Source organism: Solirubrobacter ginsenosidimutans, from assembly GCF_027587205.1.
The window spans coordinates 63527-76109 of sequence record NZ_JAPDOD010000012.1; the positions used below are offsets into that span (position 1 = coordinate 63527).

Sequence of the window (12583 nt, forward strand, 5' to 3'; positions counted from 1 at the left end):
CATCCCGAAGTAGTCTCCCGCCCGTGTACGGTCACGGGAGGAGACAGCGATGACGGCGTACTTCGTCACGGGCGCCACCGGGTTCATCGGACGTCACCTCGTCGAGCGCCTGCTCGAGCGCGAGGGAGACATCTACGTGCTCGTCCGGGAGGGCTCGCGCGAGAAGCTGGACTCGCTGACCCAGCGATGGGGTCAACCGGATCGGATCAAGCCGGTCGTCGGTGACCTGGGCGAGCACCATCTCGGTGTCGACCCGGCGACGCTTCCGAAGATCGACCACTTCTTCCACCTCGCCGCGATCTACGACATGGGCGCGGACGAGACGCGCAACGCGCTGCTCAACGTCGGCGGCACGCAGAACGCGATCGACCTCGCCAACGCCCTCGACGTCGGCACGTTCCACCACATGTCCTCGATCGCGGTCGCCGGGCTCTTCGACGACGGCATCTTCACCGAGGACATGTTCGACGAGGGCCAGAAGCTCGCCCACCCGTATCACCGCACGAAGTTCGAGTCCGAGAAGCTCGTGCGCGAGAAGGCCAAGGCGCCGGTCCGGATCTACCGCCCGAGCCTCGTCGTCGGCGACAGCCGCACCGGCGAGATGGACAAGATCGACGGGCCGTACTACTTCTTCAAGGTGATCCAGAAGGTCCGGCACATGCTGCCGGAGTGGTTCCCGCTGATCAGCCTCGAGTGGGGTTGGACGAACATCGTCCCGGTCGACTACGTCGCCGCCGTCGTCGACCACATCGCCCACAAGCCCGGCCTCGACGGCCAGACCTTCCACGTCGTCGACCCGAAGGGCCAGCGCGTCGGCGAGGTGCTCAACACGTTCGCCGAGGCCGGCCACGCGCCCAAGGCCGTCATGCGGATCGACAGGCGCGCGACGCAGAACCTGCCCAAGGGCGTCATCAGCTTCGCCATGAAACTGCCGGCGCTCAAGCAGATCCGGTCGCAGATCCTGGCCGACCTCGGCATCCCGGACGAGGTCGTCGAGTACATCGCGCTGAGCTGCCGGTTCGATGCGCGCGACACGCAGCGCGAGCTGCGCGACTCAGCCATCACGCTGCCGCCGCTGAACAGCTACGCCGAGAAGCTGTGGGACTACTGGGAGCGCACGCTCGACCCCGACCTGTACAAGGACCGCTCGTTCGAGGGCGCCGTCAACGGCAAGACGGTCGTGATCACCGGCGCGTCGTCGGGCATCGGCCGCGCCGCGGCGCTGAAGATCGCCGCCGCGGGCGGCATCCCGATCCTCGTCGCGCGCACGAAGGAGAAGCTCGACGAGGTCAAGGCCGAGATCGAGGCCGCGGGCGGCAGCGCCCACGTCGCGCCCTGCGACCTGAGCGACTTCGACGCGATCGAGCGGCTCGTCGAGGGCCTGCTCGCCGACCACCCGCGGATCGACATGCTCGTCAACAACGCGGGACGGTCGATCCGGCGCAGCGTCGCGCTCTCCTACGACCGCTTCCACGACTACGAGCGCACGGTCCACCTCAACTACCTCTCGCCCGTGAAGCTGATGCTCGCGCTGCTGCCGCACATGCGCGACCAGGGCGGCGGGCACATCGTCAACGTGTCGTCGATCGGCGTGCAGACCAACCCGCCGCGCTTCTCCGCGTACGTGGGCTCCAAGGCGGCGCTGGACGCGTTCACCCGCGTGGTGTCCAGCGAGACGATCGGCGACAACGTCACCTTCACCACGATCCACATGCCGCTCGTGCGCACGCCGATGATCGCGCCGACGAAGATGTACGACTCCTTCCCGACGATCTCCCCCGAGGAGGCCGCGGACCTCGTGTGCGAGGCGATCCGGGCCAAGCCGAAGCAGATCAACACCAAGCTCGGGACGTTCGGCGAGGTCGCGTACGCGCTCGCGCCGAAGGCCGTCGACCAGATCCTGCACCTCGCCTATCGCGTCTTCCCGGAGTCCACGGCCGCCAAGGGCGGCAAGGGCGACTCGAGCAGCGACAAGGCGTCGGGCGAGGCGACCGCGCTGGCCTATCTGATGAAGGGCGTGCACTGGTAGTCCTGGAGGCAGGCGGGCTGCAGGCAGCCTTCGCCCCCGAAGACGGGATGGCGTGTCACTCGCTCAAGCACCGGGGCGAGGAGCTGCTCGGCGCGGTCCGCGGCGAGGGCGTGCCGGACGTCCCCTGGATCTCCGGCATCCCGCTGCTGCACCCGTGGGCCAACCGGCTCGGGGGCTTCGGCTACACGTTCGACGATCGGGTCGTCGTGCTCACGCCCGGCTCGCCCGACATCTACATCGAGGAACACGGGCTGCCGCTGCACGGCTTGCGACCGGCGGTCTACGGCTGGACGGTCCTGGAGAGCACCGATCGGCGGCTCGTCGCCGGGCGCGATTACACGGGGGTCGCCGAGTTCCCGTTCGACCATCGGCTCGAGGTCGTCGCTGAGGTGGACGAGCAGGCGCTGACGCTCGAGACGACGCTCACCGCGGGCGCCCGGCCGGTGCCGGTCGCCTTCGGCTATCACCCGTTCTTCCGGCTGCCCGGCGTTCCGCGCGCGGAGTGGGCCATCACGCTGCCCGTGGGCGATCGGCTGCTGCTCGACGAGCGGATGGTGCCGACCGGCGAGCGCGTCGCCGCCGGCGACCTCGACGGCCCGCTGGGCGATCGCGTCTTCGATGACGCGTTCACGCTCGACGAGCTGCGCGGCCCGTTCGTCCTGGAGGGCGGCGGGCGCCGGATCGAGGTCGCCTTCGAGGCCGGCTATCCGTACGCCCAGATCTTCGCGCCCGCCATCGCGGACGTCATCTGCTTCGAGCCGATGACCGCGCCGGGCGACGCGCTGCGTCATGCGCCGGGCTCCGTCGCGCCCGGCGAGACGTACTCGGGCCGCTTCAGCGTGTCCGTGTCGTCAAAAACTTGAGCGCGAAGGTAAGAACACTGACCGATCCGGATTGCTCACGGCGCACCGCTTGAGCCCTTACTTACCGCGCAGAGCGCTTACCGGACATCAAAGGCCGATCTGATCGCTACCGTCTGCGCTCTTCGGCAGTGGTTTCTTCGGGTCGGCGGGGGCCATCCCTGGGGCACTGCATGCCAGGTTCTCTAAGAAAGGACGCACCACATGCGTAGGTCCGCATGGACCATCGGGGCCACTGTTCTGGCGGCCCTTTCGCTCGGGGTTGCTGCTTGCGGCGGCAGCGACAACAACTCGTCGTCGGATAGCGGCAAGACCAGCACGGGCACCAAGCTGCCCGACAAGCCTAAGCAAGGCGGCAAGCTGACGGTGCTCTGGACCGGCGACGTCGATCACATCGACTGCGGCCAGACCTATTACCAGATGGGCAATTTCATCTGCAACGCCACGCAGAAGCAGCTGTACGCCTATAAGCCCGACGACGGCACCACACTGGTCCCGGACCTCGCCGACGGTGATCCCCAGGTTTCAGACGACGGCAAGACCGTCACGGTCAAGATCAAGCCCGGCGTGAAGTACTCGCCGCCGTATCAGGACCACACGGTCACCTCGGCCGACGTCAAGTACGCGATCGAGCGCGGCTTCTTCAACAACGTCGGCGCCGGCTTCACGCAGTCGTACTACGCCGACCTCGAGGGCGCCAAGATCGGCGTCAAGCCGGGCACCGAGATCCCCGGCATCACGACGCCGGACGACACCACGCTCGTGCTGAAGTTCAAGCGCGCGGTCGGTGGCGTCATGGCCTCGGGCGCGCTGGCCTACGGCGCGACCGCTCCGGTCCCGAAGGACTACGCGGCCAAGTTCGACGCGAAGACGCCGTCGACGTACGGCGAGAACCAGCTCGCCACCGGCCCGTACATGATCGAGAACGATGCGTCGGGCAAGGCCATCGGCTACGAGCCCAGCAAGCGCATCCACCTCGTCCGCAACCCGAGCTGGGACAAGTCGCTGGACTTCAAGCCCGCGTACCTCGACGAGATCGACAACCTCGAGGGCAATGACGATCCGGGCGTGGCCTCGCGCCGCATCCTGACCGGCCAGAGCATGATCAACGGCGACTTCTCGCCGCTGCCGGAGAACCTCAAGGACGCCTCGCAGAACCACAAGGACCAGCTCGTGCTGATCCCGACCGGCGGCGGGCGCTGGATCTCGATGAACACGACGGTCAAGCCGTTCGACGACCTCAACGTCCGCAAGGCCGTCACCGCCGGCATGGACCGCGCGGCGCTGCTGCTGACCCGCGGCGGCAAGCTCGTGGGCGACGTCGCCACCCACTACCTCGCGCCGGGCATCGCCGGGTTCGAGGAGGCCGGCGGCCTGAAGGGCGTCCCCGGCGTCGACTTCCTGTCGGTCGACGGCAAGCCGCTCCCGGACGTCAGCGCCAAGTACTTCAAGGCGGCGGGCTACGCCTCCGGCAAGTACGAAGGCACGGAGAAGATCCTGATGGTCGGCTCCAACGCCGGCGTCGCCGCCAAGACGGCCGAGGTCGCCAAGGAGAGCCTGACGAACATGGGCTTCAACGTGCAGATGCGCCTCGTGCAGCAGAACACGATGTACACGCGCTACTGCAACACGCCGTCCGCCAAGGTCGCGATCTGCCCGAACGTCGGCTGGCTGAAGGACTTCGCCGACGGTCAGACGATGCTCGACCCGACGTTCAACGGCAAGAACATCCTCGAGCAGGGCAACTCCAACTGGGCCCAGCTCGACGATCCGGCCATCAACAAGGCGATGGACACGGCCGAGGAGCTCCCCAAGGAGCAGCGCCCCGCGGCGTGGGCCGACATCGACAAGATGATCACGGAGCAGGCTCCGGTCATCCCGTGGATCTGGGACAAGCAGCCGCTGATCGAGTCCGCCAACGTCAACGGCGTGGCGTCGGTCTCCAACGCCCAGTGGGAACTCGCCTGGACGTCACTCAAGTAAGCGGAGCATCCCTGCTCAACGCATAGACGAGGGCCCCGCACCGCGGGGCCCTCGCTGTTTAACCAGCGCGTATCTTCACCACAGAATCCCTTGAGCAACGTGGTCGATGCTGCCGTGCATGCCCACCGCTTCGCCGCCGATTCAGCAGGACGGACGCGAGCTCGGCGACGGCCTCGGAATCTTCCTCCAGCGCATCGCCCGCACGCGGCTCCTGACCCCCGCCGAGGAGCTCGAGCTCGCTCGCCGCATCGAACGCGGAGACCTTGACGCCAAGGACCGCATGATCGAAGCGAACCTCCGCCTCGTCGTGCACCTCGCCAAGCGCTTCCAGCGTGAGGATTCCGGGATGACCCTCCTGGATCTGATCCAGGAAGGCACGATCGGCCTCGTGCGCGCGGTCGAGAAGTTCGACCACCGCCGCGGCTTCCGCTTCTCCACGTACGCCACCCTCTGGATCCGCCAGGCCATCGGCCGCGCGATGTCCGAGAAGGGCCGCGCCGTGCGCCTTCCCGTGCACGTCGGGGATCGCGTACGCAAGCTGCAGGCGGTCGAGCGCCGCCTGGCGATGGCGCTGGGCGCCACCCCCACCGCGACCGAGCTCGCCGACGCCCTCGAGTGGTCAGAGCAAGACGTCGCCGATGTCCGCCGGATCGCGATGGCCCCCGTCTCGCTCGAGGCTCCGGTGGGCGACGCGGGTGACGCCGAGCTCGGTCACCTGCTCGCCGACGAAGGTCCCACCCCCGAGGAATCCGCCGCCGTGTCGCGCATGCACGCGGACCTCGGGCACGTCCTGGCCGGCCTCGGCGGGCTCGAACGCCGCGTGCTGGAGCTGCGCTTCGGCCTCGGCGCCGAAGCGCCCCACACCCCCGGCCAGGCCGCGCGCGTGCTCGGCATCACCCCCCGGCGGGTGCGCTGCGCCGAGGACCGCGCGCTGCGCCACCTGCGCGCCTCGCCGGCCACCGGCGCCCTGCGCGACGCCGCCTAGACGTCAGGGAAGACGCGCGCCGCCGATCGGCGCGCGTCCCCCGGGCGCTCAGCTCTTCTTGGCCGCGCTGGCCTCGGCGGCGGCGGCCGCGTGGGCGGTCATCAGCTCGCGCTGGACCGAGCGGGGCTCGCCGTTGTTGGACGTGCGGCGCGTGTAGTTGCCCTTGTTGTCGAGCTCCCATGCGTTCACGTTGTCCGCGAAGCAGCGGTCCAGCGTGTCGACGAGGTCCCCGCGCAGCGACTCGTCGCGGATCGGCGTGAGCAGCTCCACGCGCGTGTCGAGGTTGCGGGGCATCAGGTCGGCCGAACCGATGTAGATGGTCGGGTCGCCCTCGCGCTCGAAGGCGTAGATCCGCGAGTGCTCGAGGAAGCGGCCGACGATCGAGACGACGCGGATGTTCTCCGACACGCCGGGCACGCCGGGCTTCAGGCAGCAGATGCCGCGCGTGTTGATCTCGACCTTCACCCCCGCCTGCGAGGCGCGGTAGAGCGCCTGGATGCACTCGCGATCGACCAGCGAGTTCATCTTCATGCGGATCTTCGCCGGCTTGCCGTCCTTGTGGACGGCGATCGTGCGCTCGATCTCCTCGATCACGCCGTTGCGCAGGTGCGCGGGGGCGACGAGGACGCGCCGGTAGCCGCCCGGCCGGGCGAAGCCGGTGAGGAAGTTGAACATGTCGGCGACGTCGGCGCCGAGCTCGTCATCGCACGTCAGCAGGCCGAAATCCGTGTACAGGCGGGCGGTCTTGGCGTTGTAGTTGCCGGTGCCGACGTGCAGGTAGTGCCGGATGCCGTCACCCTCGCGGCGCACCACGAGGATGCACTTGGCGTGCGTCTTCAGCGACGGCAGGCCGTAGACGACGTGCACGCCCGCTTCCTCCAGCGCGCGCCCCCACTGGATGTTCGCGCGCTCGTCGAAGCGCGCCTTGACCTCCACCAGGCACACCGCCTGCTTGCCGCGCTCGGCGGCGCGGATCAGCGCGGGGACGAGCGGCGAGTCGTCGCTCGTGCGGTACACGGTCTGCTTGATCGCGAGCACGTCGGGATCGTTGACCGCCTGCTCGACGAAGCGCTCGACCGAGCTCACGAACGAGTCGTACGGATGGTGCAGCAGGATGTCGCGCTTGCGCATCGCGGCCAGCACGTCCGGCTGCTCGTCCTCGTCGGGCTGCAGGCGCGGCTGGGTGACCGGCTGATACGGCGTGTCACGCAGCTCCGCGTGGCCGGAGATCTTGACGATGTCAAAGAGGTCGTTGAGGTCCAGCAGGCCGCTGACCTGGAAGACGTCGGCCTCGCCGACCTCGAGCGCGCGCGAGATCTGGTCGAGCATCGCCTCGCTCATCCCATCGCCCACCTCGACCCGCACGGCCTCGCCGAAGCGCCGCGCGCGCAACTCCTCCTCGACGGCCTGCAGGAGGTCGTCGGCGTCGTCGGACACGCTGAAGTCGGCGTCGCGGGTGACGCGGAAGACGTGGCGGTCGAGGATCTCCATCCCCGGGAACAGCGAGTCCAGGTTCTCGGCGATGACGTCCTCGAGCGGCACGAACGTCTTGCCGTCGCCCACCGGCACGAAGCGCGGCAGCATCTCCTTCGGCACCTTCACGCGCGCGAAGGTCCGCACGTCGGTGACCGGATCGCGAACGATCACGCCGAGCGACAGCGAGAGGTTCGAGATGTACGGGAACGGGCGCCCCAGGCCGACGGCCAGCGGCGTCAGCACCGGGAAGATCTGGCGCCGGAAGCGCTCGTCGAGGCTCTTGCGGTCGGTCCGGTTGACCTCCGCGTAGCGCACGATCCGGATCCCGTGCTCGGCGAGCGCCGGGCGCAGGTCGTGGTCGAGGCAATGCGACTGGCGCGCCGCATGCTCGCGGACCATGCGCCGGATCTCCTCGATCGTCTCGCTCGGCGTCCTGCCGTCCTGGAGCGGCTTCTCGATGCCGGCCTCGATCTGGTCATGCAGGCCGGCGACCCTGACCATGAAGAACTCGTCGAGGTTGGACGAGTAGATCGCGCAGAACTTCACGCGCTCGAGCAGCGGGACGGAGGCGTCCTCCGCGAGCTCGAGCACCCGCTCGTTGAACTGCATCCAGCTCAGCTCGCGGTTGTAGTAGAGCGACGGATCCTGAAGATCCGGCGCGGCGACGGTCTCGGTCGCGCTCGTTGTTTCACTCACGGCGTTTGCATCATTGCAGGACCGAAGCCACGTTCGTGAACGAGTTGTTACATGCCTGCCAGATCGATGAGGACACCCTCACGAAGGCCACCGCAGCCGATCTCCAGCGGCCGGCCGAGCGCCTGGGCGGCGGCGTCGAGCGCGAGCAGCCCGGCGGGCATCAGCCGCACCCGCTGGGCGTCGAGATCGAAGCGGCCGGCCACCTCGGCGGCGCGCCCACTGGTCAGCACGGCGAGCGCCCGTTCGAGGCTCGCCGGGTCAAGCTGCCCGCCCACGAGGCGCCGCAGCGAGGCCGCGCTGCCGCCGACCGCGATCGCGACGTCGACCGGCCCGGCGTCGAGTGCGCCCAGCACCCGCTCGGCGTGCCTGCGCACCGCCCGCAACTCGTCCGCGCCGGGCGGATCGCCGTCCAGATAGGCGTCAGCAAGGAAACCACTGCCGATCTCGAAGGAGGCCGACCACTCGACGCCGGCGGCCACCGTGCCGACCGCGATCTCGGTCGAACCGCCACCCACGTCGACCACCGCGACCCGGCCTTCGAGCTCCCGTCCGATCGTCCGCGTCGCGCCCAGGAACGCCAGCCGGGCCTCCTCCTGCCCGTCGAGGACGCACACCTCCACGCCCCCGTGCGCCCGGATCGCGTCACAGAACTCGTCCCGGTTCGCCGCCCGCCGGATCACGGCCGTGGCGACCGCCCGGATGCAGCTCGCGCCCGCCTGCTGAGCCAAAGCGTGCTGCTCGGCGACCACCTTCGCGGTCTCGGCGATCCGCGCCGCGGGGATCGTCCCGCCCGGCACCAGGCCACGGCCCAGGCGGGTGAAGGAGCGGCGCTGGAGGATCTCGCGCAGGCCCTGCGGGCGTGGCTCGGCGACCAGCACGCGGGTGGTGTTCGTCCCGATGTCGATGCAGCCGCAGAGCATTCGCGCTGCAGCGATGTTGCCATGATGGGAGCAATGACGAGCGGTGTTCCCGCGATCGAGGTCCACGGGCTTACGAAGGCCTATGGCGCTCACCAGGCTGTTCGCGGGATCGACTTCACCGTCGCGCGAGGCGAGGTTTTCGGCCTGCTGGGCCCCAACGGGGCCGGTAAGACGACCACCGTCGAGGTGCTCGAGGGGTACCGCGTGCGCGATAGCGGGAGCGTCACCGTCCTCGGTTACGACCCGGGGAACCGCTCGGCGCAATTGCGCTCACGGGTCGGCATCGTCCTCCAGAGCTGCGGCACCTACCCGCACCTGACCGTCGCCGAGACGGTCGAGCACTTCGCCTCGCTGTATCCCGCCCCGCGTCAGGTCGGCGAGGTGCTCGCGCTCGCGGGGCTGGACGAGTGCGCTCCTCGCCGCGCGCGGACTCTGAGCGGCGGGCAGGCGCGGCGGCTGGACTTCGCGCTCGCGCTCGTCGGCGACCCTGAGCTGATCTTCCTCGACGAGCCGACCACGGGCTTCGATCCCGGGGCCAGGCGCGCCGCCTGGGAGGTCATCCGCGCCCTGCGCGACCTCGGCAAGACCGTCGTGCTGACGACCCACTACCTGGACGAGGCGCAGACGCTGGCAGACCGCGTCGCGATCCTCCAGGGCGGGCGGATCCTGGCCGAGGGGCCGCCGGACGCGCTGGGGGCCTCGCGCTACCGCGTCGCGTGGCGCGCCGCGGACGGCACCGGCGAGGAGCGCTTCACCGAGGACCCGACGGCGCTGCTGGCGGAGCTCACGGCTGACGCGCTCGCGCGCGGGGAACGGCTGGAGGAGCTGAGCGTGACCCGCCCGAGCCTCGAGGACGTCTACCTCGAGCTGACCACGGAGTCGTACGCGTGAGCGCGGCCGCGGTGCGTCCGGTGCCGTGGTGGGGCGTCGCGTGGCGCCAGTACCGGCTCGAGCGCCGGATGTTCTGGCGCAATCCGAGCGCGGCGTTCTTCGGCGTCGTGCTCCCGCTCGGCCTGCTGGCGATCTTCGGCGCCGTGTTCGCCGGCCGCGACGCGGATCTGAACGTCATCGTCCCCGGCATCGCGGGCATGAGCGTGATGTCGGCGACGTTCACCTCGCTCGCCTACAACCTGACGACGCTCCGCGAGCGCGGGATTCTCAAGCGCCTGCGCGGCACGCCGCTGCCGACCAGCGCCTACCTCGCCGGACTCGCGGGCAACGCGATCGCCAACGCGTTCCTGCAGGTCGCGATCGTGCTCGTCGTCGGCCACGTGCTGCTCGGCGTCTCGTGGCCGGGCGACTGGTTCGCGCTCGCGGTCTTCGTCTGCGCGGGCGTGATCTGCTTCGCGCTGCTCGGCGTCGCGCTCTCACACGCGATCCCGAACCCGGAGTCCGCACCCGCCTACGTCAACGCGGTCTTCCTCCCCCAGATCCTGATCGCCGGCGTGTTCTACGACGCCTCCGACGCGCCGAACATCATCCACGACGTCGCCCAGGTGCTGCCGCTGACGCACCTCGTTGACGGGCTTTCCGGCGCAATCGTCCACAATGAGGGCGTTGGGTCGCACTGGGTCGCACTGCTCGTCCTGGGGTGGTGGGCGGCGGTCGGGGCCGTACTCGCATTCCGCGGATTTTCCTGGGAAGCCCGCCGCGAGGGCTGACCAGTTTGCACGCGGTCCGCCGCGAGCTGTAAGGTCAGGCATCTAACCGCCGGAGCCCTTGTCCGGGCCCCGGTTGAGATCGACTGTCAGGAGAGGGATGGCAGCTGGCGTACACGGTCGGGCACGCATCGGTCGGTCGCTTAGTGCCGCGCGGGACGTCGCGTCCTTGCCCGGATGGGTTCAGCTGTTCGTCGTGGTCGCGGTCGCCGCCGCGATCGTCCTCGTCGCCCATCTCGCGGGCGTCCCAGGTCGCTGGGCGCCGCTGGTGATCGGCGGGGCCCTGGGGTTGATGACCGCGCTCGTCGCGGGTGCACCACGCCGGGAGGATGGAGAGGGCTAGGACTGGACCGCCGGTCCCATCCATCCCTCACTCGATTCAGGTGGGATGGGTTCATGTCGCTGGAACCGCACGCAGCAGAGGCAGTGATCGTCGAAACGCAGGCTGCGCTCGACGAGAAGTCAAAGCTCAAGAAGCACTTCGGGCGCTTCGACATGCTGTTTTTCCTCATCTGCACGCTCGTAGGTGTGGACACGCTCGGCGCGGTCGCGAGCAACGGGCCCGAGGGCTTCACCTGGCTGATCGTGCTCGCGGTGCTGTTCTTCGTCCCGTACGCCCTGCTGACGGCTGAACTGGGCGCGGCGTTCACCGACGAGGGCGGCTGCTACGTGTGGACGAAGCTCGCCTGGGGGCGCTTCGTGGCCTCGATCAACTCGGTCCTGTACTGGCTGTCGAACCCGGTCTGGATGGGCGGCCTGCTGTGCATCACGGCGGTCACCACGTTCAACACGTTCTTCGGTGACCTGGGGAACGTCGGCCAGTACCTGTTCTCGCTCGCGTTCATCTGGTTCGGCGTGTGGGCGGCGATCCTGTCCTTCGGCGTCGGCAAGTGGATCCCGACGCTCGGCGCCTGGGCGCGCATCGCGCTGCTGTCGTTCTTCACCTTCAGCGTGATCCTGTACGCGATCAACCACGGGCTGCACTCCCCCGCGCTGTCGGAGTTCTCGCCCTCCTACACGCTGTTCATCGGCCTCGTGCCGCTGCTGTTCTTCAACTTCGTCGGCTTCGAGTTGCCGAGTGCCGCCGGCGACGAGATGAAGGACCCGCAGAAGGACGTCCCCTTCACCGTGATCCGCGCCGCGGTCACGTCGGTCGTCCTGTATGGCGTGCCGATCCTCGCGATCATCATGGTGCTGCCGGCGGCGCAGATCACCGGCCTGGGCGGCTTCATCGACGCGATGAAGACGGTCTTCACCGTCTACGGCGGTTCGGTGGCCTCCGACGGCACGGCGACGTTGACCGGCTTCGGCGAGGTGCTGGGCAAGATCACCGCGGCGGCGTTCATCCTGGTGCTGCTCTCCAGCGGGACGACGTGGCTGATGGGCTCGGATCGCTCGCAGGCGGTCGCGGGGTACGACGGCGGCGGCCCGCGCGTCCTGGGGACGTTCTCCAAGAAGTACGGCACGCCGATCGTCGTGAACTTCCTCTCGGGCACCGTCTCGACGATCGTGATGATCCTCGCCTTCCAGCTCTCCGGCGGCGACGCCGAGAAGTACTTCAACGCGGTGCTCAACGTGGTGCTGCTGTTCACCACCGTGTCCTATCTGGCGATCTTCCCGGCGCTGATCAAGCTGCGGTACTCGCACGGGCATGTCTACCGGCCGTACAAGGTGCCGTTCGGGATGGCGGGCGTGTGGATCTGCGGCTGCCTGACGACGTTCTGGGCGCTGTTCGCGTCGCTGGTCGGCTTCTTCCCCGGGCTCGGCGACGGCGGCCTGCTCAATGACGACGCGCTGCCCGAGGGCTTCAGCCGCGGCACCTTCGAGCTCGTGGTCTTCATCCCGTTCGCGATCACGCTGCTGATCGGGATCGGCTTCTACATCGCCGGCCGCAACACCCGGCGGCAGCTGGCGCCGGCCGCGCCGCCGGTGCTCCCGCCGAACATTCAACCAGTCAGTTGACAGTGCGCTGAACG

At 69.0% G+C, this 12583-nt stretch carries 10 protein-coding genes; 8 read left to right on the forward strand and 2 right to left on the reverse strand.

The features are described 5' to 3' along the window. Positions 1 to 49 precede the first annotated feature (49 nt). From OM076_RS14210 to OM076_RS14225, 4 genes are all read left to right on the forward strand, one after another. Positions 50 to 2029: an SDR family oxidoreductase gene (locus OM076_RS14210; protein ID WP_270040649.1), complete on the forward strand. Its 1980-nt coding sequence runs from the start codon at positions 50 to 52 to the stop codon at positions 2027 to 2029. 47 nt (positions 2030 to 2076) lie between these two features. Further along, a complete protein-coding gene (locus OM076_RS14215; protein ID WP_270040650.1) occupies positions 2077 to 2892 on the forward strand; it encodes an aldose 1-epimerase in 816 nt (271 codons plus the stop codon). 201 nt (positions 2893 to 3093) lie between these two features. Next, a complete protein-coding gene (locus OM076_RS14220; protein WP_270040651.1) occupies positions 3094 to 4872 on the forward strand; it encodes an ABC transporter substrate-binding protein in 1779 nt (592 codons plus the stop codon). Between the two features lie 118 nt (positions 4873 to 4990). Then, on the forward strand, positions 4991 to 5857 hold the full coding sequence (locus OM076_RS14225) for a sigma-70 family RNA polymerase sigma factor (protein WP_270040652.1): 867 nt from the start codon (positions 4991 to 4993) through the stop codon (positions 5855 to 5857). Positions 5858 to 5905: 48 nt separating this feature from the next. On the opposite strand, the gene ppk1 is transcribed toward OM076_RS14225, so the two are convergent. Both ppk1 and OM076_RS14235 read right to left on the reverse strand, forming a co-directional pair. Continuing rightward, positions 5906 to 8029, reverse strand: a complete 2124-nt coding sequence (gene ppk1 / locus OM076_RS14230; protein WP_270040653.1) for a polyphosphate kinase 1 — start codon at positions 8027 to 8029, stop codon at positions 5906 to 5908. A 47-nt stretch (positions 8030 to 8076) separates the two neighbouring features. Then, a complete protein-coding gene (locus tag OM076_RS14235) occupies positions 8077 to 8949 on the reverse strand; it encodes a Ppx/GppA phosphatase family protein (protein ID WP_270040654.1) in 873 nt (290 codons plus the stop codon). A 33-nt stretch (positions 8950 to 8982) separates the two neighbouring features. On the opposite strand from OM076_RS14235, the gene OM076_RS14240 reads away from it, so the two are divergent. From OM076_RS14240 to OM076_RS14255, 4 genes are all read left to right on the forward strand, one after another. Continuing rightward, entirely contained in the window at positions 8983 to 9840 is an 858-nt protein-coding gene (locus OM076_RS14240) for an ABC transporter ATP-binding protein (RefSeq protein WP_270040655.1), read from the forward strand. Continuing rightward, positions 9837 to 10610 carry an ABC transporter permease gene (locus OM076_RS14245; protein WP_270040656.1) on the forward strand — a complete coding sequence of 258 codons (774 nt, stop codon included), beginning with the start codon at positions 9837 to 9839 and terminating at the stop codon, positions 10608 to 10610. The genes OM076_RS14240 and OM076_RS14245 overlap by 4 nt, the downstream gene beginning before the upstream one ends. A 166-nt stretch (positions 10611 to 10776) precedes the next feature. Continuing rightward, complete coding sequence (locus OM076_RS14250; protein WP_270040657.1) at positions 10777 to 10950, forward strand: hypothetical protein; 174 nt, start codon at positions 10777 to 10779, stop codon at positions 10948 to 10950. A 53-nt stretch (positions 10951 to 11003) separates the two neighbouring features. Then, on the forward strand, positions 11004 to 12569 hold the full coding sequence (locus OM076_RS14255; RefSeq protein WP_270040658.1) for an APC family permease: 1566 nt from the start codon (positions 11004 to 11006) through the stop codon (positions 12567 to 12569). Positions 12570 to 12583: the final 14 nt, after the last annotated feature.

Coding starts and splice junctions, on each gene's coding strand:
- OM076_RS14210 (WP_270040649.1), top strand. CDS start 50: ATGACGGCGTACTTCGTCACGGGCGCCACCGGGTTCATCGGACGTCAC.
- OM076_RS14215 (WP_270040650.1), top strand. CDS start 2,077: ATGGCGTGTCACTCGCTCAAGCACCGGGGCGAGGAGCTGCTCGGCGCG.
- OM076_RS14220 (WP_270040651.1), top strand. CDS start 3,094: ATGCGTAGGTCCGCATGGACCATCGGGGCCACTGTTCTGGCGGCCCTT.
- OM076_RS14225 (WP_270040652.1), top strand. CDS start 4,991: ATGCCCACCGCTTCGCCGCCGATTCAGCAGGACGGACGCGAGCTCGGC.
- OM076_RS14235 (WP_270040654.1), bottom strand. CDS start 8,949: ATGCTCTGCGGCTGCATCGACATCGGGACGAACACCACCCGCGTGCTG.
- OM076_RS14240 (WP_270040655.1), top strand. CDS start 8,983: ATGACGAGCGGTGTTCCCGCGATCGAGGTCCACGGGCTTACGAAGGCC.
- OM076_RS14255 (WP_270040658.1), top strand. CDS start 11,004: ATGTCGCTGGAACCGCACGCAGCAGAGGCAGTGATCGTCGAAACGCAG.